Source organism: Enterobacter sp. ECC_219_Taxon_10 (assembly GCF_058354905.1).
The window spans coordinates 4437406-4455033 of sequence record NZ_CM178005.1 but is presented as its reverse complement, the minus strand read 5'-3'; the positions used below and the strand labels follow the sequence as shown (position 1 = coordinate 4455033).

The window sequence follows — 17628 nt, the reverse complement described above, 5'->3', positions numbered from 1 at the left end:
TTGTGCTATTGTAATCATAACCATTCTCACTTACACTTTGCGCATATTTTGAACGGGAGTCTCTATGTACGTTTGTTTATGTAATGGTGTAAGCGACAAAAAAATACGTCAGGCCGTTCGCCAGTTTCAGCCACAGTCATTCCAGCAGCTTCGCAAGTTTGTTCCGGTGGGAAATCAATGCGGTAAATGCGTTCGCGCAGCGCGTGAGATTATGCAGGACGAACTGATGCAGATCCCGGAATACAAAGAGATCGCGTAAGCGCCCATCTTTTTTTTGACATCCCCGTAGCCCGATCTACGCTTCAATGAGTGGAAGCGGAGGGACTATATAATGAAAGGTGATGTTAAAATCATAAGTTATCTCAATAAATTATTGGGAAATGAGCTTGTCGCAATCAACCAGTATTTTCTCCATGCAAGAATGTTCAAAAACTGGGGTCTTACACGTCTGAATGACGTTGAGTACCATGAATCTATAGATGAGATGAAACACGCTGATAAATATATCGAGCGTATTTTATTTCTTGAAGGTATTCCTAACCTGCAGGATCTCGGCAAGCTGGGCATCGGTGAAGATGTCGAGGAGATGCTGCGTTCTGACCTCAGGCTGGAACTTGAAGGTGCTAAAGACCTTCGTGAAGCCATTGCCTACGCGGACAGCGTTCATGACTATGTGAGCCGCGATATGATGATCGAAATTCTGGCAGACGAGGAAGGTCACATAGACTGGCTGGAGACCGAACTCGATCTTATCGATAAACTCGGTATCCAGAATTATTTACTGGCGCAAATCCGCGAAGAGGAATAACACCGTCTTAAGGTGCTCAGGTTATAAACCAGTAAAAATAGCCGAAGCCGCTCGCCGCCAACGCTGGTCCGAAAGGAATCACTGGCGAAACGTGCGGCTTTTTCACCATTAGCACCAGACCCCAGATGACGCCGATTAGCGACGCCGCCAGCAGGATGACCGGTAAGCTCTGCCAGCCTGTCCAGGCACCTGCTGCCGCAAGCAACTTGAAATCTCCGAACCCCAGTCCCTCTTTATGGCGCAGAAGCCAGACCAGCCAGTAAAGTGCCCATAGAAAAAGATAGCCAGCCGCAGCACCCGTGACCGCATCCTCGCAGGTCACCACGCCACTGTGGAGATTAAACAGCAGGCCAAGCCACAGGAGCGGTAGGGTGAGCGTGTCAGGGAGCAAATAGTAACGGTAATCGATCACGCTCAGGGTCAGCGCAAACCAGAAATAGAGAAAAATCGCCAACGCTAAGACAGGTGAGGTGGGGTGCTGATAAACGCTGTAGATCGATGCCAGCAGGCACAGCGCCTCAAACATCAGATATCGAAAAGGAATTATGCCGCGGCAGTATCGGCAGCGCCCTCTCAGTAGTAGCCAGCTTAGCAATGGGAGGGTGTCCCCCCGTTTCACCACATTATTGCAATGGCTGCAGTGTGAGCCCGGCGACCACAGCGTAAGCCGCGTTTTACCCACATGATCCCTGAGGTCGCGTTGCACGATCATTGGCAACCGGTCAACGACGCGCCCCATCAGGCTACCTGCAGTCAGTCCGATTGCCAGAAACAGTATCAATTGCATCTTATTTTCCTCGGGTGCCCAGCGGAAGCGTCATACGCGTGAGGATAATGCTGCTGTCACCTTGCTTACTGGCGTGAAATTCCAGCGTATCGATGGGAAGCCCCTTTTCAAGTTGCAGCTGCCACAGCCATGACATAAACGCCTCCACGTCGATCGCCGCAGCGGTGACCTCCAGCGTTTCATCCTTCTGACTAATCTTCACCGTGAGGCCTGCCTGTTTTGCATCGGCAACGACTGCATTTACTAAGGTTTTAGCCCCATTGCGTATAGGCAGTAGACCCCGTCCGGAGGCCTGTTTCTCCAGCCAATCCGTGTCGCGCTTCAGCTTTTGACAACGTAGTTGCAGCGTGTCGACGGCGCGAGACAGCGGAAGATAGAGGCCGAAGCTGTACAGGATGAAAGGAGTAAGGACGATTAACGCCACGTACAGTACTCGTTCGTTTCCGTTTTTCTGTGATAGCCAGTTCTTTAAGCGATTAATCATTGCGTAGCGTCCACAATCCTTGTTGATGTTTTTCAATTCGCAGCGATAGTCCTGACGCGTCAGCGGCAATAAATTGTTTGACGGTGGCCTCATCAGGGGCAAAAAGCAAAATCCGTAGCAAACCTTGTTTGCGATCGTAGTCCACGCCCTCAAGCGATAACGTCGGAAACGTCGACATACCCTCATGTAACCGCTGCAGAATCGGGAGCGGTGCGGGAAAGGTGCGTTGCAACTGCGACGGGAGAAAGGCCTTCATGTTGTTTCGGTGCGGGTTGTCGGGTATGTAGCTTTGCCACAGCGCCTGCTGTCGGTTTTTCAATTGCTGTTCAAGAGTATGGAGTTGCCAGTAAAGTCCCGCCTGGGTAAGGAGCGCAACACCAGCGGCCAGCAACACGCAACCGACGGCCACTTTTTTCAGGCGGCCCATGAGAAGTCTCGCCTTGTCGCCATCGGTAACGCGCCCGTGCAGCAGGTTGACTGTGTGGGCTTGAGGATACAGGGCAAGCAGCGGCTGCAGCGCGTGTACGCTATCGTCATGACCGATATTCGTAAGTTGGCCATAACACAACAGCCGCGTGGGTCGATAGTGAGCAAGCAAATGTTCAAGCCAAATGTCGGACAGCCGACAGGCACGCCCTTCGTGTGTTCTGACCAGCCAGGCGTCTTTATCGCGCCAAAGCGTCCAGCCCTCTTCGGTCACAGGCAGTGCGAGCGCGTCGAGCGTCACGTGACAAAGGTTAAAACCGGCATCAAGAAAAGGCATTAACCTGGCCTTGAGCCAGGCGAGATCAATACCCACGACCCTGAGTTCCTCGTTGTGGTGACATAGGATCGTCCAGTGGTGTACTGGTTGCCCCTCATCCAGTGTCTCATCCGCCAGCCACTGTAATTTTTGGGCGGTCAACTCGTAGCCGCTTGTCGGGACGGTTAACGTTCTGAAGGTTGCCTTCTGTACCGGAAGGAGGAGGTGAGTCGGACGGTCTGCCTGTTGGCGCGCCAGCCCCGACAGCGAGGCGCCCGGCTCCAGCGAGTGTATCTCGCAGCGGCTCTGCTCATCATACAGCGTCCATTCCAGAGGGCCATCCGGCGCTTCGGAAAGACGAATGAGTAAAGTAGAAGAGGTCGTTAACATCCTTTTAATCTTCCTCGCCCGCAATGAGCTGGCGCTGATAAATCTTAAACGTGCTGTTTTTGTCGTCATAAAGCAGTGTGGTGATCATTCCGGCGTTCAGTTCGCCCTGTTGGGCGGAAGCGACAATGCGAAAATAGCTGCTGCGGGTGGTCAGTAATTTCTTGACCACGTCCACTAGCGGCCTGGCAGCGCTAAACTCTTTTTGTGCCAGCCAGGTAAATTCGTCCACGCTTTTCCAGCCCCCCTCGGGACGTTTGTTTAGCAATGCTTTGGCATCTTCGACAGTGAGGTCATTACTAAACAGGGCGGCAAGCAGCGGGGCGTCCTCCTCTTTAAGGCGGTTAATATTGATAGAAAGGCTTGAGCTAAACTGGGCGCAAATGTATGGAGACAATTTTTGATAAAGTGCCGGCGTCATTCCTTTTACCCTGCGAACTTCGCTGGGAAGATAAAACAGCTGGTTTGCCGGTAATGGTTTAAGCGCCTCTTGCTGATAGTACTCGTCTTCCGCGCCGTACCGCCGCGGTGTTGTATCTGGGTCTATTGCATCGGCCAGCGAGTCCACAATCTCTCTCGCCTGCATTTTCTCTACTCCTGATTGTTCGAGCAGTGCGGTGAATACGGTGATGCTATAGGGTGGGGTCGCTAACGGTTCTGTCGGAGCTAAGGCCAGCGCATTGAGGTTATAGCAATGCTGAGCGTCTTCATAACGCCAGTTCACCTGCGTGGTGTCGCTGAGGATCCGCTTACCGGCAGGCTCCGGCTTTTCTTCATGAACGGTTTTGCTTTGCAACGCCTTTTGTAGATCTTCACGCGCCTGCGCCTCCGAGTAGAAGAGCGCGTATTTGACCTGCAGCGTATCGTTAATCCTGCGACTTCTCTGCAGCTGTGTCTGGAAGCTTATCGTCATATCAGCCGCCAGTGCGGCCATTAGCGCCATAAATAGCAGAGTTATCAATAGTGCCGATCCCTTTTCACGTTTCATTTCGCCGCCTCCATAAGAGGACTATTTTCCTGCACTTTCGGGAACCAGGGCGGCAGAATGTAGATGCGGCGGATTTGCTCCTGATCCTGTAGCTCAAGCGTGAGGCTGATTGTAGATAGCGTGCCGCCGTCTTCACTGGCCTGGAAGCGGGCGGTGAAATGCGATACGTCATTTAGCATCGGTCTCGGCGGCATCTGCTTATCGCTATCAGCCGTTGGGCGTACGGCGCGATACAGTACGCCATTTTTCACAAACCAGTGGACGGTTACCAGATTGGGCGTGACGTCAAACGGCGCGGTGCTATCCGGTGCCAGCGTCGAAAAGATCATCCCTTCCGTCTCGATAAACATTGGCTGGTTGGTCTGGCGATTATTACGCGGTACATACTGAGTCAGATCGCGGTTGAGCATCCGTTCGGTGCGCTGTAGCGCGTTGAATTTTTCCGCAACCGTCTGTGCCCGTTGGTGCTGTTCCGTCGCCTGTGAGAAAACGAGTGATGCCAGGAAGCTCAACGTGGAGAAAATAGCGATGGCCAGCATAACTTCCAGCAGCGTAAAGCCTGTCTCCTTGCTCATTTTTTTGGCTCCTGAGCAGCCTCGGGCACGGTCCATGAATACAGTTGCCGCGTGCGTCCATCCGGTGATGTCACCTCAATCAGAGTGCGGCCGATTGGCGGCTCTCCCGCGGTGGTCTGGGTCATTTGCCAGCTGAAGTTATAGCCGCTTTGCTCTGCCTGGCCGTGTGCAGGACCCGCTTCAATGAGTGCATTGTCGGCGGTCCACAGCGCCAGCGTCTCCTGGCGCAGCGTATCGGTGGCAGTGAGTTGCCATTGCATGCTGCTGAGCAGAGCGATGACAGTAGTGGCCATAATCACCATTGCCAGCAACACCTCAAGCAGCATCATGCCGCTTTGCCGAGGATTCATGGCTGCTCCTGGGCGACCGTCAGCGTCAGCGGAAGGCTACCCTCGCTGGCGAGCGTCAACACCCGGCGACGATCGCTATCCCGGAACGTCAGGGTAAACGGTACCAGCTGGCCGTCGGGTGTAATGACAATTTGCGGCTGTCCGTATTCAGAAGCCGGTGCGATCTCAATGTAAAAACCATCAAGCCAGTGGCCGGTGAGATGTAATGAATCAGCTTTTTCGATCTCGACCCATCTCCAGCCCATGTGGGGATCGTATTTCGGATGCGCGTAAAACCATCCTTCCTGTGTCACACGGATCCCAATGGCGGTGTTTTCCAGCAACGCCTCATCGGCGGCAAATTCCACAATCTGCCGGAAAGCATCCACTTTTTGCCGCAACCTTCCAGTCTCGCTCAGGCGAGCGTTCTGCGAGGAGACGATAATTGATGCCATGACGGCGATAATCGCGACCACCAGCATTACCTCCAGCAGTGTAAATCCTTTTTGCCGCTCCATGCTTAAGGCGTCTTCTTATCGATTTCCCAGTTGTTAATATCATCGGCGGTACCCGTTTCACCGTCCGGCCCCGTTGAACTGATGTCTATAGCGCCATGCTCCCCCGGGCTAATTAACAGGTAATCGTTACCCCACGGATCGGTTGGTAGTCGGCGGATATAGCCGCCCGCGCTGTAGTTTTCCGCACGGGGCGCGAGTGTCGGCGCGGTGATAAGCGCATTTAGACCCTGTTCGGTGGTGGGGTAGCGATGGTTGTCGAGCTTGTACATGTCCAGTGCACTTTCCAGCGCCACAAGATCGCTCACCGCTTTTTGTCGATCCGCCCGGTCTTTGTTGCCCATCAGATTGGGAACAACGAGACTGGCCAGGACACCGAGAATCACGATGACCACCATTAGTTCCATCAGCGTAAAACCCTGCTGTTTATGGCTGTACGTTCTTTCCATTGCCTTTCCTTAGTTCATTAACGAGTTGAGCTGCAAGATGGGTTGCATCACCGATACGACGATAAACAGAACAATCATTGCCATTATGACGATCAGCGCGGGCTCAAAGATGGCCAGCGTTATCGCGATGCGATTTTGTAACTGAACGTCCTGGTTTTCGGTGGCCCGCTGCATGAGCTCGCCGAGCTGACCACTTTTTTCACCCGAGGCAATCATATACAGCATCATGGGCGGGAAAATGGCGGTCTTTTCTAACGAGCGGCAGACGCTGTTTCCCTGCCGTACACTTTCGGCGGCTTCAGCCAGGCGCTGGCGGATCTCCAGATTGCTCACCCCCTCGGCCGCAAGCGACATCCCCTGTAACAGCGGGACACCGCTACCGTTGAGGATGCTTAAGGCGCGCAAATAGCACGCGCTATTGACGGCGCATACCAGCGGCGCCGTCAGGCGAACGGTGATCAACGCCCGATGAAAACGCAGGCGATTGCCCTTTTTTCGCAGCCAGCGGACAAATAATGTTGCCGCCAGCACGAGGCTTAGCAGGAGTACCGGACCGTAAGTAGACAGCGCTCCACTGATAGCCAGAAGAATGCGGGTCGTAAGCGGTAGGGCGTGCTGCAGATGAACAAACTGTTCGGCGACTTTGGGCACTACCGTTGTGAGCAGAATCGCTACCACCAGGATAGCGACCGTCGTTAACAGGGTGGGGTAGATCAGCGCCTGCATTAGTTTGCCGCGCATCCTCTGTCGTGCTTCGTTGTAATCTGCGAGTCTTTCAAGCACTTTCCCGAGTTGTCCCACCGTTTCCCCCGCTTTTACCAGCGTACAAAATACCGCGTCGAACAGGCGCGGGTGCGATTGCATCGCTGTGGAGAGGGATTGTCCTTCGAGAATGGCCTGGCGCAGTGCGTTAATGATCGTCGATAGATTTTTGTTCTCTTTTTGCTGCTGAATAGCCGCCAGCGCCTCATCCAGTGGTAGTGCGGCGGCGACAAGCGTAGCGAGCTGTCGGGTAAAAAGGGTTAGCTCGCTGTGGCGGATACGTTTGGTTGACCATCGCAACGTCCTCGAGACTTTTTGCGACCGGATTACCTGCGGAAGCAAGCCCTGACCACGCAGCCAGGCGACCACTTCTCGCTCGCTTTGCGCGTCCAGTGTACCTTTTGTCGCGTTACCCTGAAGGTCTGTTGCCTGCCAGAAAAATTTCATCACAGATTCTCCGGTGTGATCTGCGCTTCCGACGTGACGCGCAAGACCTCTTCAAGCGAGGTGAGCCCTTCAACGGCCACCCGCACGCCGTTAGCAAGCAGGCTGTGGTGCCGCTGCTGGCGAAGCTGTTCCAGCCGCTGTTCGTTTGCCTCTTCATGGATCGCAGCGCGCAGTTCAGATGTAATCAGCAACAGCTCGTGGATGGCCAGCCGCCCGTGATAGCCGCTGTGGCGGCAGGCCGGACACCCCTTTGCTTGCCAGAGTTGCCTGGCGTTAGCCCCTTGCGCCTGCAGCAGTGCCCGCTGTGCATCAGTGAGGGGATGCGGCGTTTTACAATGCGGGCACAGTCGCCGCACCAGCCGCTGCGCAATAATGCCCACCAGCGAGGAGGAGAGTAAAAACGGCTCAATGTTCATATCCCGCAGGCGGGTGATTGCACCTGCGGCGCTATTGGTGTGTAACGTCGATAAGACAAGGTGGCCTGTCAGCGAGGCCTGTACTGCAATCTGGGCAGTTTCACCATCGCGTATCTCACCCACCATCACCACATCCGGATCCTGACGCAGGATGGCGCGAAGCCCGCGGGCAAAAGACATATCCACACGGCTGTTCACCTGCGTCTGACCAATACCCTCCAGTTCGTATTCGATTGGATCTTCAACCGTGAGAATATTGCGCCCCGGATTATTCAGTGCGGAGAGGATGGCGTAGAGCGTGGTGCTCTTACCTGAGCCCGTCGGCCCGGTGACCAGGATTATGCCGTGCGGCAGGGCGATCAGGCGTTTAAGATTGTCGGCATCGTCGGGCGACATATCCAGGCTGTCGATGGAAAGCCGCAGGCTGCTTTTATCCAGCAGGCGAAGCACCACGCGCTCACCGTGCTGAGAGGGGAGGGTTGAGACTCGGACGTCAATGTTACGATGACCAATCTTTAGTGTGATACGCCCGTCCTGAGGTAAACGTTTCTCGGCGATATCCAGTTTCGCCATCACCTTAATGCGCGAGATGAGCAGCGCGGCTAGTTTTTTATTAGGCTGAACAACGGGATGCAAGACGCCGTCCACACGAAAGCGAATGCTCATTGTCTTTTCAAACACTTCGATGTGGATATCGGAAGCATGTTCTTTAATTGCTTCGCCCAGTACGGCGTTGATAAGCCGGATCACGGGCGCGTCAGACTCTTCATTGAGGAGGTCTTCGTTTGTAGGTATCTCCTCCGAGAGTGCATTAAGGTCGTCCGAGTTATTGAGATCTTCAGCGATCAGCTGGGCGGTACCGCTGTCCTGTTGGAAAATCTGCTCCAGTCTCTCTTCAAACTGCTGCGGTGATAGGCGAGTGAATGTTCGACATTCCACCCCAGAAGTGGCTGCGTCCAGTAGCGGCTCCAACTGCGTATCATCGGCATAGATCAGCTCGCCGTGATGGATGACGACTCCCTGCTGCTGCGCCTTTCGCCAGGTGAAGTGTGTCATTTTTCGTCCGGGCCGCTAAAAGGGTTGCTGGTGCGCGGGTTAGCCGGTTTGTCGAAAATGTGGCTATCTAGCTGCTCAATATCATCGACGCCTGGCAGTGTGCCGTCACGTTTTGTCTTCCGTTCTTTTTGCAGATCGCTGAAGCGTGAGTATTTCTCTTGCGAGAGCGAACGATACACATCGTCACTGCGAATGATGGTAGGACGGATAAACACCATCAGATTGCGTTTGCTCTTTTCATTGGAGGTATAACGGAACAACTGTCCAATCAACGGGATGTCGCCCAGCAGCGGGACCTTAGAGACTTCTTGCTTACTGGCATCATCCATCAAGCCGCCAAGCACCACCGTTTCGCCGCTTTTCACCAGAACCGCGTTCTGGATAGTACGCGTATTAAAGGTTGGGCCGAGCGATGACGAGTTTGCGGAGGAGTCAACGCTTGATACCTCCTGCTCAATCTCCATCAGTACGGCATCGCCTTCGTTGATTTGTGGTGTTACCTTCAGCTTGGTGCCCACCGTTTTACGTTCAACCGTGTTGAACACGTTATCGCCGGAGGTGGTTTGTGAGCCAGAAAGCACCGGCACATCCTGACCGACGTTGAAGGAGGCTTCTTTGTTATCCAGAGTGACAATGCTCGGCGTGGATAAAATATCGTTCTTATTATCGGAGCTCAGCGCAGTAAGGAGCACTGCCCAGTCGCCGTTGAAGAAGCCAGCTGCCAGGCCGCTATAGTTGCTGAAGAGATTGTAAGCGGGGTTATCGCTGGTAATACCACCCTGTTTTTTAAATTCATCGATCCCCTGCGCGGCGTTAAATATCGGCAGGCCCGAATTGCTGAACTGCTGGGCACCGACGTTTTTATTCGCCCATTGCACGCCAAGGTTCATTCCTTTCCCGTCCTGTACTTCAACGATGATCGCTTCGACAAGAACCTGAGCGCGGCGGATATCCAGTTTCTCAATGACCGGCGCCAGCTGCTGCAGTATGCTCTGATTGGCCGTGATTACCAGCGAGTTGGTCTGCTCATCCGCAGTTATAGAAACGGAGGTATTGCTGTCGACCGTTTTTCCCGCTGCGCTTTTATCCTCTTTTAGCTTTTGTGAAATGCCGGTCAGTACCTCGACCAGCTTCTCGGCTTTGGCATACTTCAGATACCAGACGCGGGTATTCCCCTGTCCCTGTTCTTCGCGATCCAGTCTGGAAACCAGTTGTGAGATACGCGCACGTGCACGGTCAGAGCCGCTGATGATAAGGGTATTGCTGCGTTTGTCGGCAACAATACGTGCCTGTAACGTGGCGGGTCTGGTCTCTTTGCCGCTCTCGCGTGATAGATCGTTTAACACGTCTGCCAGGTCGACAGCGGAGGCATAGCGAAGGGGGATTATTTGTTCTTTCTCGCTGCCCATGACATCTACCCGCTTTACGACCTCAAACAGACGATTAACGGTAGATGCTTTACCGGTGATGATGAGTACATTCGATGGTTCATAATGAACCACATTACCCACCTTACCGCCTTCGAGCATCTGGCGAAGAAGAGGTGAGAGCGCGCGTGCAGGAACATTTTCCAGCGGCACAATGCGTGTCACTAATTCATCGCCCTGACCTGGTCGGTCGCTAGACGAAAGCCTGCCGGGCAGCGCTTTGACCTTTTCCGAACGTACGACCTTTAAAAAACCGTTATCGAGCGTGATGATAGAGAATCCATACAGATCGAGGACGCTCAAGAAAAATTGATAATACTCGGCTTCATTGAAGGTATCGGCGCTTCTGATTGAGATGGTGCCTTTCACATCGGGATCTATAAGAATGGTTTTACCGATGTTTTGCCCGACGACATCGACAAAAGAACGGATATCCGCGTCGTTAAAATTGGCCGTGTAATTGGCAGCCTGCGCCGGTTGGCCGCATAGGGAGATCAACAGTACGAGTGAAATGCTCTTTAAAAGAAAGCGGGGCGTAATTCGCTCCATTTAGTTTTCCTTAACATCCTGGAACTGCGTACTAGAGTGTGAATTATCAGTCAATGCAGGCGTTGAGGAGTGCGCCAGGTTCTCGTGAGATGCGGATTTCAGCAGCGATAATTGCTTTATCTTTCCTGCACGAGAAAAAATTACCTGATTTTTCGTAATCGCAACGATGTGTACTGATGGCTCCGAACGTAGCGACTGATTTATCGCATAAATATTCTGCTGCGAACCTTCTTTGAGGATAGCTCGTGAGGCGTCATTGTGAGAGCTAAATATAATTCCGCTCAATATTACCCCTGATAAAAAAACATCTAAGTGACTTTTCGTTGCGGCAGGCTGGAAATCTGCCGCAGGCTGCGCGGAGAGACGCCAGGCCTGTGTAGAGGGCGTACGTAAAAACGGCAAGGCAATCTGCGACTCTTGCGCTAATTGTCGATTATTATGCCATTTACTATACGAAATATAGATTGAACTAAATGTGATCATGATGCTGATGAATATTAATAAAACAAATGTATGCTGTAAAAGCTGCTCATGCTTCAGGAATATGTTCTTTGTAATCATGATGACTTTATTAAATTTGCTGTGGCGTAATTCTGCTTCACTGTTAATATGCTGGATAATATAATTGCGCCGGTGAGGCGGCAAGATATTTACTTTGCTGTCAGTCATTTTAGGAAAACGATAATATACAATTATGTGATTATTCATGGATGAAATAAATAATATTCTTACTCCTCGGCAGAAACATATTATTTCTTATGGTCTCGAAACCCTGCAACGCGAGGCGTGGCTCGCCATCGAAGGGATAAGCGGCGCAGGGAAAACCACTATTGGATTGGCTATGGCGAAGTCTTTTGCCGGACGTGCGCTGATGCTTACTCCCGTCAACGTTAGCGGATACCGACAGGAATGGACGGTGATTTATGACAGCGAGGCCGACTGCAATCTGATTGGACGGTTACTTCCGGTTACTGCGGCGTGGCCCAGCCTTCTGGGCGAATTGCATACCGGATCGGAAGGAGCGCTTCTGATTGTTCTCGACAATTGTCATTGCCTCACGCATTTTGCTAGCACGGTCCAGCAGGTTAAGGCTATTTTTCCTGGCGCACGTTTCGTTACGTTGGGAGCGTTTACCCCCCGGCAGCGTCGTCAAGCGGTATGCAGACAGCCTGTGTGGTTGTCTATCCCTCAACCCACTCGGGAGGAGAGTGAGCACGTTATCGTCTGTCATGCTGGTATAGATTCTGCGTTACCGGTGTCGTTTATTAACCGGATCGCCAGCGTAAGTAGGGGAAATCTTCGTCTGTTGGCAAGAGCCGGATGGTGTCTTCGCCAGGTTATACCCCCTGATGCAGCGCTTCCGCTGGAGATAACCCAGGATGCACAACGAGCGGTACTCCGTTGTTTACCCGCACGTCGTAATCGTCTGGCGTGTTTCTTTACATTCGTTCTGCTGGCTACTGCGGGGATGGCCGTAGGCTGGTCTTCTGCCAATACCTTATCCCACTGGTTTCCGGCATTTTCATCGCCGTTTCTGGTTTTGCCTTCGCATGCTGACGCCAGCCAGGTCGATCTGACAGATGAGATCATGTCGACTCAGGATGCGATGGGACTTTTGTATCACGTCTGGGGCTACGATGCCGAAAAGGGAGAAGCGTGGTGCGATCAGGCCTACCGTGCAAATTTAACCTGCCTGTCGGGTACTTCGACGCAGGAGGCGCTGGAGAAACTGGGGGTTCCGTGGATTGCGCAACTGCACGTTGCTGAAAAGATCGTACCGGTGGTGATTATCGGCGTAAGCGACAGCGAGCTTATTGCATTGGCGGGGCAAAAAACCTGGCGCCTCAGAAAGGATTGGTTTAACGAGGTCTGGCGCGGGCATTACACCTTAATGTGGAAACTGTCTCCCGACGGCAAGTCTATGATTACCCGCAAAAGCAGCGTCGACGACATTCTATGGCTGGATATCATGCTTAGCCGCGTGCTGAATACCGAGGCCGAGAATACTGGTGAATGGACGGGGCTGCTCACCGAAAAGGTACGCCAGTTTCAGTCTCAAAACCACCTGGTAACAGACGGCATGATCGGCCAGGGGACGCTGATACGGCTTTGGCAGGCGTTGGGTGAAAGCCCCGAATTACTTCGGGAACAGGAGACGAAATGATGTTCAGACTCTATTGCTCGGCCCGGCAGGTGGCTTTTGAGCCTGCGCCGGGGCACCAGCGTCGCACGCTAGTTCGCCTCGCACTCATGTTTATCGGCAGCATCGGCTATCTTTTCCTCTTTATTCTGGCGGGCTATTACGTGCGCAACTGGCTCTGGTGCTCGCCGTCAATCACTCCAGCAGCACAACATTATGTCCTTTCGAAGGAGCATTTCATCTATAAACAAAAGCCGCTGCCGGAACCTGTGCCTGAAGAGAATGAGGTGGAGGCTGACTCGGCCGCTGCTCAAACAGACGAGGACGAGGCTGGGGAAGATGTATCTACTTACAACAGGCAGCATGATAACACCTCGCTTGAGGCGCGGGTAAAGCAGGCGATGGCAGAAATTGACAGTAAGTAAGCCCGGCTAACCCGTGGTTGATTATTATCGACACAGTTAGCTTGCAATAATGCGGCAAATACGTATAATGCGCGGGCTTGTCGTAATTGACGGCGGGTTCAATCAGAACCAGAGTAGCTCATTTTGTTACTCAACAATGCTCCCAATTGGGGAGCTACGTAAGAACGGTTACACTCTCCCATCAATCGTAATGGGTTTGAGGAGTAATCATTTTCGTTTATAAAATAATTGGAGCTCTGGTCTCATGCAGAACCAAAGAATCCGTATCCGCCTTAAAGCGTTTGATCATCGTCTGATCGATCAATCAACCGCGGAAATCGTCGAGACTGCTAAGCGCACTGGTGCGCAAGTCCGTGGTCCGATCCCGCTGCCGACCCGCAAAGAGCGCTTCACCGTTCTGATCTCCCCGCACGTCAACAAAGACGCGCGCGATCAGTACGAAATCCGCACTCACAAGCGTCTGGTTGACATCGTTGAGCCAACTGAGAAAACCGTTGATGCTCTGATGCGTCTGGATCTGGCTGCCGGTGTAGACGTGCAGATCAGCCTGGGTTAATCAGGTCATCGAGCGATTGAGAGGTTGAAACAATGATTGGTTTAGTCGGTAAAAAAGTGGGTATGACCCGCATCTTCACTGAAGATGGCGTTTCTATCCCAGTAACCGTAATCGAAGTTGAAGCAAACCGCGTTACTCAGGTTAAAGATCTGGCTAACGATGGCTACCGCGCTATTCAGGTTACCACTGGTGCTAAAAAAGCTAACCGTGTAACCAAACCAGAAGCGGGTCACTTCGCTAAAGCTGGCGTAGAAGCTGGCCGTGGTCTGTGGGAATTCCGTCTTGCTGAAGGCGAAGAGTTCACCGTAGGTCAGGACATTAGCGTTGAGCTGTTTGCTGACGTTAAAAAAGTTGACGTAACCGGTACCTCTAAAGGTAAAGGTTTTGCTGGTACCGTTAAGCGCTGGAACTTCCGTACCCAGGACGCTACTCACGGTAACTCCTTGTCTCACCGCGTTCCGGGTTCTATCGGTCAGAACCAGACTCCGGGCAAAGTGTTCAAAGGCAAGAAAATGGCAGGTCAGCTGGGTAACGAACGTGTAACCGTTCAGAGCCTGGACGTAGTACGTGTTGACGCTGAGCGCAACCTGCTGCTGGTTAAAGGTGCGGTCCCGGGTGCAACCGGTAGCGACCTGATCGTTAAACCAGCTGTGAAGGCGTAAGGGGATAGCAATGGAATTAGTATTGAAAGACGCGCAGAGCGCGCTGACTGTTTCCGAAACTACCTTCGGTCGTGATTTCAACGAAGCGCTGGTTCACCAGGTTGTTGTTGCTTATGCAGCTGGTGCTCGTCAGGGTACTCGTGCTCAGAAGACTCGTGCTGAAGTAACTGGTTCTGGCAAAAAGCCATGGCGCCAGAAAGGTACCGGCCGTGCGCGTTCAGGTTCTATCAAGAGCCCGATCTGGCGTTCAGGTGGCGTGACCTTCGCTGCGCGTCCACAGGACCACAGTCAAAAAGTTAACAAAAAGATGTACCGCGGCGCGCTGAAAAGCATCCTGTCCGAACTGGTACGTCAGGATCGTCTGATCGTTGTCGAGAAGTTCTCTGTTGAAGCGCCTAAAACTAAGCTGCTGGCACAGAAACTGAAAGACATGGCTCTGGAAGATGTGCTGATCATCACCGGTGAGCTGGACGAGAACCTGTTCCTGGCCGCACGTAACCTGCACAAGGTTGACGTACGCGATGCGACTGGTATCGACCCGGTTAGCCTGATCGCCTTCGACAAAGTCGTAATGACTGCTGATGCTGTTAAGCAAGTTGAGGAGATGCTGGCATGATTCGTGAAGAACGTCTGCTGAAGGTGCTTCGCGCACCGCACGTTTCTGAAAAAGCGTCTACTGCGATGGAAAAAACAAACACCATCGTTCTCAAAGTTGCTAAAGACGCGACCAAAGCAGAGATCAAAGCTGCTGTGCAGAAACTGTTTGAAGTCGAAGTCGAAGTCGTTAACACCCTGGTAGTTAAAGGGAAAGTTAAACGTCACGGACAGCGTATCGGTCGTCGTAGCGACTGGAAAAAAGCTTACGTCACCCTGAAAGAAGGCCAGAATCTGGACTTCGTTGGCGGCGCTGAGTAAGTCGGAGGAGTAATACAATGGCAGTTGTTAAATGTAAACCGACATCTCCGGGTCGTCGCCACGTAGTTAAAGTGGTTAACCCTGAGCTGCACAAGGGCAAACCTTTTGCTCCGTTGCTGGAAAAAAACAGCAAATCCGGTGGTCGTAACAACAATGGCCGTATCACCACTCGTCACATCGGTGGTGGCCACAAGCAGGCTTATCGTATTGTTGACTTCAAACGCAACAAAGACGGTATCCCAGCAGTTGTTGAGCGTCTTGAGTACGATCCGAACCGTTCCGCGAACATCGCGCTGGTTCTGTACAAAGATGGCGAGCGCCGTTACATCCTGGCCCCTAAAGGCCTGAAAGCTGGCGACCAGATTCAGTCTGGCGTTGATGCTGCAATCAAAGCAGGCAACACCCTGCCGATGCGCAATATCCCGGTTGGTTCTACCGTTCATAACGTAGAAATGAAACCAGGTAAAGGCGGTCAGCTGGCACGTTCCGCTGGTACTTACGTTCAGATCGTTGCGCGTGATGGTGCTTATGTCACCCTGCGTCTGCGTTCTGGTGAAATGCGTAAAGTTGAAGCAGACTGCCGCGCTACTCTGGGCGAAGTTGGCAATGCTGAGCATATGCTGCGCGTTCTGGGTAAAGCTGGTGCTGCACGCTGGCGTGGTGTTCGTCCTACCGTTCGCGGTACTGCGATGAACCCAGTCGATCACCCACATGGTGGTGGTGAAGGTCGTAACTTTGGTAAGCACCCGGTAACTCCGTGGGGCGTTCAGACCAAAGGTAAGAAGACCCGCAGCAACAAGCGTACTGATAAATTTATCGTACGTCGCCGTAGCAAATAATTTTAGAGGATAAGCCATGCCACGTTCTCTCAAGAAAGGTCCTTTTATTGACCTGCACTTGCTGAAGAAGGTAGAGAAAGCGGTGGAAAGCGGAGACAAGAAGCCCCTGCGCACTTGGTCCCGTCGTTCAACGATCTTTCCTAACATGATCGGTTTGACCATCGCTGTCCATAATGGTCGTCAGCACGTTCCAGTCTTTGTTACCGACGAAATGGTTGGTCACAAACTGGGTGAATTCGCACCGACTCGTACTTATCGCGGCCACGCTGCTGATAAAAAAGCGAAGAAGAAATAAGGTAGGAGGAAGAGATGGAAACTTTAGCTCAACATCGCCATGCTCGTTCTTCTGCACAGAAGGTTCGCCTTGTTGCTGACCTGATTCGCGGTAAGAAAGTGTCGCAGGCCCTGGACATCCTGACCTATACCAACAAGAAAGCTGCGGTATTGGTCAAGAAAGTACTGGAATCTGCCATTGCTAACGCTGAACACAACGATGGCGCTGACATCGACGATCTGAAAGTCGCGAAAATTTTCGTAGATGAAGGCCCAAGCATGAAGCGCATTATGCCGCGTGCGAAAGGTCGTGCAGATCGCATCCTGAAGCGCACCAGCCACATTACTGTGGTTGTGTCCGATCGCTGAGACTCTGGAGACTAGCAATGGGTCAGAAAGTACATCCTAATGGTATTCGCCTGGGTATTGTAAAACCATGGAACTCTACCTGGTTTGCGAACACCAAAGAATTCGCTGACAACCTGGACAGCGATTTTAAAGTACGTCAGTACCTGACTAAGGAACTGGCTAAAGCGTCTGTATCTCGTATCGTTATCGAGCGTCCAGCTAAGAGCATCCGTGTGACTATTCACACTGCTCGTCCTGGCATCGTTATCGGTAAGAAAGGCGAAGACGTAGAAAAACTGCGCAAGGTCGTAGCGGATATCGCTGGCGTTCCTGCACAGATCAATATCGCTGAAGTTCGTAAGCCTGAACTGGACGCTAAATTGGTTGCTGACAGCATCACTTCTCAGCTGGAACGTCGTGTTATGTTCCGTCGTGCTATGAAGCGTGCTGTACAGAACGCAATGCGTCTGGGCGCTAAGGGTATCAAAGTTGAAGTTAGCGGCCGTCTGGGCGGCGCGGAAATCGCACGTACCGAATGGTACCGTGAAGGTCGCGTACCGCTGCACACTCTGCGTGCTGACATCGACTACAACACCTCTGAAGCGCACACCACTTACGGTGTAATCGGCGTTAAGGTATGGATCTTCAAAGGTGAGATCCTGGGTGGTATGGCTGCTGTTGAACAACCGGAAAAACCGGCTGCTCAACCTAAAAAGCAGCAGCGTAAAGGCCGTAAATAAGGAGCGTCG

24 protein-coding genes are annotated in these 17628 nt (G+C 52.5%); 12 read left to right on the top strand and 12 right to left on the bottom strand.

All coding sequences use genetic code 11. The annotated features are described in order from the left end of the window. Nucleotides 1-64: 64 nt before the first annotated feature. Nucleotides 65-259: a bacterioferritin-associated ferredoxin gene (gene bfd, locus AC4ICF_RS21290; protein ID WP_008503493.1), complete on the top strand. Its 195-nt coding sequence runs from the start codon at nt 65-67 to the stop codon at nt 257-259. Nucleotides 260-331: 72 nt separating this feature from the next. Further along, nucleotides 332-808, top strand: a complete 477-nt coding sequence (gene bfr, locus AC4ICF_RS21285; RefSeq protein ID WP_233003706.1) for a bacterioferritin — start codon at nt 332-334, stop codon at nt 806-808. A gap of 16 nt (nt 809-824) precedes the next feature. Here the strand turns inward: bfr and AC4ICF_RS21280 are convergent, their stop codons facing one another. From AC4ICF_RS21280 to AC4ICF_RS21225, 12 genes are read right to left on the bottom strand one after another with little or no spacing between them, the layout of a single operon-like run. Next, nucleotides 825-1595, bottom strand: a complete 771-nt coding sequence (locus tag AC4ICF_RS21280) for a prepilin peptidase (RefSeq protein WP_316380263.1) — start codon at nt 1593-1595, stop codon at nt 825-827. 1 nt (nt 1596) lies between these two features. Then, a complete protein-coding gene (locus tag AC4ICF_RS21275) occupies nt 1597-2079 on the bottom strand; it encodes a type II secretion system protein M (protein ID WP_316380264.1) in 483 nt (160 codons plus the stop codon). Further along, nucleotides 2072-3211, bottom strand: a complete 1140-nt coding sequence (gspL, locus tag AC4ICF_RS21270; RefSeq protein WP_316380265.1) for a type II secretion system protein GspL — start codon at nt 3209-3211, stop codon at nt 2072-2074. Before gspL ends, AC4ICF_RS21275 begins: the two co-directional genes overlap by 8 nt. Nucleotides 3212-3215: 4 nt before the next feature. Beyond that, nucleotides 3216-4196: a type II secretion system minor pseudopilin GspK gene (gspK, locus tag AC4ICF_RS21265; protein ID WP_316380266.1), complete on the bottom strand. Its 981-nt coding sequence runs from the start codon at nt 4194-4196 to the stop codon at nt 3216-3218. After that, the gene (locus AC4ICF_RS21260; protein ID WP_233003702.1) at nt 4193-4771 is read right to left on the bottom strand and encodes a PulJ/GspJ family protein; all 579 of its coding nucleotides are present in this window, start codon (nt 4769-4771) and stop codon (nt 4193-4195) included. Before AC4ICF_RS21260 ends, gspK begins: the two co-directional genes overlap by 4 nt. Beyond that, nucleotides 4768-5121, bottom strand: a complete 354-nt coding sequence (gene gspI, locus AC4ICF_RS21255; protein WP_439209913.1) for a type II secretion system minor pseudopilin GspI — start codon at nt 5119-5121, stop codon at nt 4768-4770. Before gspI ends, AC4ICF_RS21260 begins: the two co-directional genes overlap by 4 nt. After that, on the bottom strand, nt 5118-5618 hold the full coding sequence (gene gspH / locus AC4ICF_RS21250) for a type II secretion system minor pseudopilin GspH (RefSeq protein ID WP_316380268.1): 501 nt from the start codon (nt 5616-5618) through the stop codon (nt 5118-5120). The genes gspI and gspH overlap by 4 nt, the downstream gene beginning before the upstream one ends. A gap of 2 nt (nt 5619-5620) precedes the next feature. Then, nucleotides 5621-6064, bottom strand: a complete 444-nt coding sequence (gene gspG, locus AC4ICF_RS21245) for a type II secretion system major pseudopilin GspG (RefSeq protein WP_233003699.1) — start codon at nt 6062-6064, stop codon at nt 5621-5623. A gap of 9 nt (nt 6065-6073) precedes the next feature. Next, complete coding sequence (gene gspF / locus AC4ICF_RS21240; protein ID WP_439209919.1) at nt 6074-7273, bottom strand: type II secretion system inner membrane protein GspF; 1200 nt, start codon at nt 7271-7273, stop codon at nt 6074-6076. After that, entirely contained in the window at nt 7273-8745 is a 1473-nt protein-coding gene (gspE, locus tag AC4ICF_RS21235; RefSeq protein ID WP_316380269.1) for a type II secretion system ATPase GspE, read from the bottom strand. The genes gspF and gspE overlap by 1 nt, the downstream gene beginning before the upstream one ends. Further along, entirely contained in the window at nt 8742-10721 is a 1980-nt protein-coding gene (gene gspD, locus AC4ICF_RS21230) for a type II secretion system secretin GspD (RefSeq protein WP_316380270.1), read from the bottom strand. Before gspD ends, gspE begins: the two co-directional genes overlap by 4 nt. Next, entirely contained in the window at nt 10722-11390 is a 669-nt protein-coding gene (locus AC4ICF_RS21225; RefSeq protein ID WP_316380271.1) for a type II secretion system protein N, read from the bottom strand. 37 nt (nt 11391-11427) lie between these two features. Here AC4ICF_RS21225 and AC4ICF_RS21220 point away from each other — a divergent pair, with 37 nt between their 5' ends. The 10 genes from AC4ICF_RS21220 to rpsC all read left to right on the top strand — a co-directional run bounded on the left by AC4ICF_RS21220 (nt 11428) and on the right by rpsC (nt 17619). Beyond that, nucleotides 11428-12885, top strand: a complete 1458-nt coding sequence (locus AC4ICF_RS21220) for a peptidoglycan-binding domain-containing protein (protein WP_316380272.1) — start codon at nt 11428-11430, stop codon at nt 12883-12885. Next, a complete protein-coding gene (locus tag AC4ICF_RS21215) occupies nt 12882-13286 on the top strand; it encodes a type II secretion system protein GspB, cryptic system variant (RefSeq protein ID WP_316380273.1) in 405 nt (134 codons plus the stop codon). The genes AC4ICF_RS21220 and AC4ICF_RS21215 overlap by 4 nt, the downstream gene beginning before the upstream one ends. Before the next feature lie 244 nt (nt 13287-13530). Next, the gene (gene rpsJ / locus AC4ICF_RS21210; protein WP_001181005.1) at nt 13531-13842 is read left to right on the top strand and encodes a 30S ribosomal protein S10; all 312 of its coding nucleotides are present in this window, start codon (nt 13531-13533) and stop codon (nt 13840-13842) included. Between the two features lie 32 nt (nt 13843-13874). Next, complete coding sequence (rplC, locus tag AC4ICF_RS21205) at nt 13875-14504, top strand: 50S ribosomal protein L3 (protein ID WP_003863274.1); 630 nt, start codon at nt 13875-13877, stop codon at nt 14502-14504. Nucleotides 14505-14514: 10 nt separating this feature from the next. After that, the gene (rplD, locus tag AC4ICF_RS21200; RefSeq protein ID WP_000424395.1) at nt 14515-15120 is read left to right on the top strand and encodes a 50S ribosomal protein L4; all 606 of its coding nucleotides are present in this window, start codon (nt 14515-14517) and stop codon (nt 15118-15120) included. Continuing rightward, nucleotides 15117-15419, top strand: coding sequence for a 50S ribosomal protein L23 (rplW, locus tag AC4ICF_RS21195; RefSeq protein WP_000617546.1), 303 nt, complete (start codon nt 15117-15119; stop codon nt 15417-15419). Before rplD ends, rplW begins: the two co-directional genes overlap by 4 nt. 17 nt (nt 15420-15436) lie before the next feature. Further along, nucleotides 15437-16258, top strand: coding sequence for a 50S ribosomal protein L2 (gene rplB / locus AC4ICF_RS21190; protein ID WP_000301859.1), 822 nt, complete (start codon nt 15437-15439; stop codon nt 16256-16258). Nucleotides 16259-16274: 16 nt separating this feature from the next. Beyond that, the gene (gene rpsS / locus AC4ICF_RS21185) at nt 16275-16553 is read left to right on the top strand and encodes a 30S ribosomal protein S19 (protein WP_001138117.1); all 279 of its coding nucleotides are present in this window, start codon (nt 16275-16277) and stop codon (nt 16551-16553) included. A 14-nt stretch (nt 16554-16567) separates the two neighbouring features. Continuing rightward, nucleotides 16568-16900, top strand: a complete 333-nt coding sequence (rplV, locus tag AC4ICF_RS21180) for a 50S ribosomal protein L22 (RefSeq protein ID WP_002919773.1) — start codon at nt 16568-16570, stop codon at nt 16898-16900. Between the two features lie 17 nt (nt 16901-16917). Then, nucleotides 16918-17619, top strand: coding sequence for a 30S ribosomal protein S3 (gene rpsC / locus AC4ICF_RS21175; RefSeq protein ID WP_000529945.1), 702 nt, complete (start codon nt 16918-16920; stop codon nt 17617-17619). Nucleotides 17620-17628: the final 9 nt, after the last annotated feature.

What these genes read in the sequence shown, in the direction of transcription:
- bfd (WP_008503493.1), top strand. Translation starts at nt 65, where the DNA reads ATGTACGTTTGTTTATGTAATGGTGTAAGCGACAAAAAAATACGTCAG.
- bfr (WP_233003706.1), top strand. Translation starts at nt 332, where the DNA reads ATGAAAGGTGATGTTAAAATCATAAGTTATCTCAATAAATTATTGGGA.
- AC4ICF_RS21280 (WP_316380263.1), bottom strand. Translation starts at nt 1,595, where the DNA reads ATGCAATTGATACTGTTTCTGGCAATCGGACTGACTGCAGGTAGCCTG.
- AC4ICF_RS21275 (WP_316380264.1), bottom strand. Translation starts at nt 2,079, where the DNA reads ATGATTAATCGCTTAAAGAACTGGCTATCACAGAAAAACGGAAACGAA.
- gspL (WP_316380265.1), bottom strand. Translation starts at nt 3,211, where the DNA reads ATGTTAACGACCTCTTCTACTTTACTCATTCGTCTTTCCGAAGCGCCG.
- gspK (WP_316380266.1), bottom strand. Translation starts at nt 4,196, where the DNA reads ATGAAACGTGAAAAGGGATCGGCACTATTGATAACTCTGCTATTTATG.
- AC4ICF_RS21260 (WP_233003702.1), bottom strand. Translation starts at nt 4,771, where the DNA reads ATGAGCAAGGAGACAGGCTTTACGCTGCTGGAAGTTATGCTGGCCATC.
- gspI (WP_439209913.1), bottom strand. Translation starts at nt 5,121, where the DNA reads ATGAATCCTCGGCAAAGCGGCATGATGCTGCTTGAGGTGTTGCTGGCA.
- gspH (WP_316380268.1), bottom strand. Translation starts at nt 5,618, where the DNA reads ATGGAGCGGCAAAAAGGATTTACACTGCTGGAGGTAATGCTGGTGGTC.
- gspG (WP_233003699.1), bottom strand. Translation starts at nt 6,064, where the DNA reads ATGGAAAGAACGTACAGCCATAAACAGCAGGGTTTTACGCTGATGGAA.
- gspF (WP_439209919.1), bottom strand. Translation starts at nt 7,273, where the DNA reads ATGAAATTTTTCTGGCAGGCAACAGACCTTCAGGGTAACGCGACAAAA.
- gspE (WP_316380269.1), bottom strand. Translation starts at nt 8,745, where the DNA reads ATGACACACTTCACCTGGCGAAAGGCGCAGCAGCAGGGAGTCGTCATC.
- gspD (WP_316380270.1), bottom strand. Translation starts at nt 10,721, where the DNA reads ATGGAGCGAATTACGCCCCGCTTTCTTTTAAAGAGCATTTCACTCGTA.
- AC4ICF_RS21225 (WP_316380271.1), bottom strand. Translation starts at nt 11,390, where the DNA reads ATGACTGACAGCAAAGTAAATATCTTGCCGCCTCACCGGCGCAATTAT.
- AC4ICF_RS21220 (WP_316380272.1), top strand. Translation starts at nt 11,428, where the DNA reads ATGGATGAAATAAATAATATTCTTACTCCTCGGCAGAAACATATTATT.
- AC4ICF_RS21215 (WP_316380273.1), top strand. Translation starts at nt 12,882, where the DNA reads ATGATGTTCAGACTCTATTGCTCGGCCCGGCAGGTGGCTTTTGAGCCT.
- rpsJ (WP_001181005.1), top strand. Translation starts at nt 13,531, where the DNA reads ATGCAGAACCAAAGAATCCGTATCCGCCTTAAAGCGTTTGATCATCGT.
- rplC (WP_003863274.1), top strand. Translation starts at nt 13,875, where the DNA reads ATGATTGGTTTAGTCGGTAAAAAAGTGGGTATGACCCGCATCTTCACT.
- rplD (WP_000424395.1), top strand. Translation starts at nt 14,515, where the DNA reads ATGGAATTAGTATTGAAAGACGCGCAGAGCGCGCTGACTGTTTCCGAA.
- rplW (WP_000617546.1), top strand. Translation starts at nt 15,117, where the DNA reads ATGATTCGTGAAGAACGTCTGCTGAAGGTGCTTCGCGCACCGCACGTT.
- rplB (WP_000301859.1), top strand. Translation starts at nt 15,437, where the DNA reads ATGGCAGTTGTTAAATGTAAACCGACATCTCCGGGTCGTCGCCACGTA.
- rpsS (WP_001138117.1), top strand. Translation starts at nt 16,275, where the DNA reads ATGCCACGTTCTCTCAAGAAAGGTCCTTTTATTGACCTGCACTTGCTG.
- rplV (WP_002919773.1), top strand. Translation starts at nt 16,568, where the DNA reads ATGGAAACTTTAGCTCAACATCGCCATGCTCGTTCTTCTGCACAGAAG.
- rpsC (WP_000529945.1), top strand. Translation starts at nt 16,918, where the DNA reads ATGGGTCAGAAAGTACATCCTAATGGTATTCGCCTGGGTATTGTAAAA.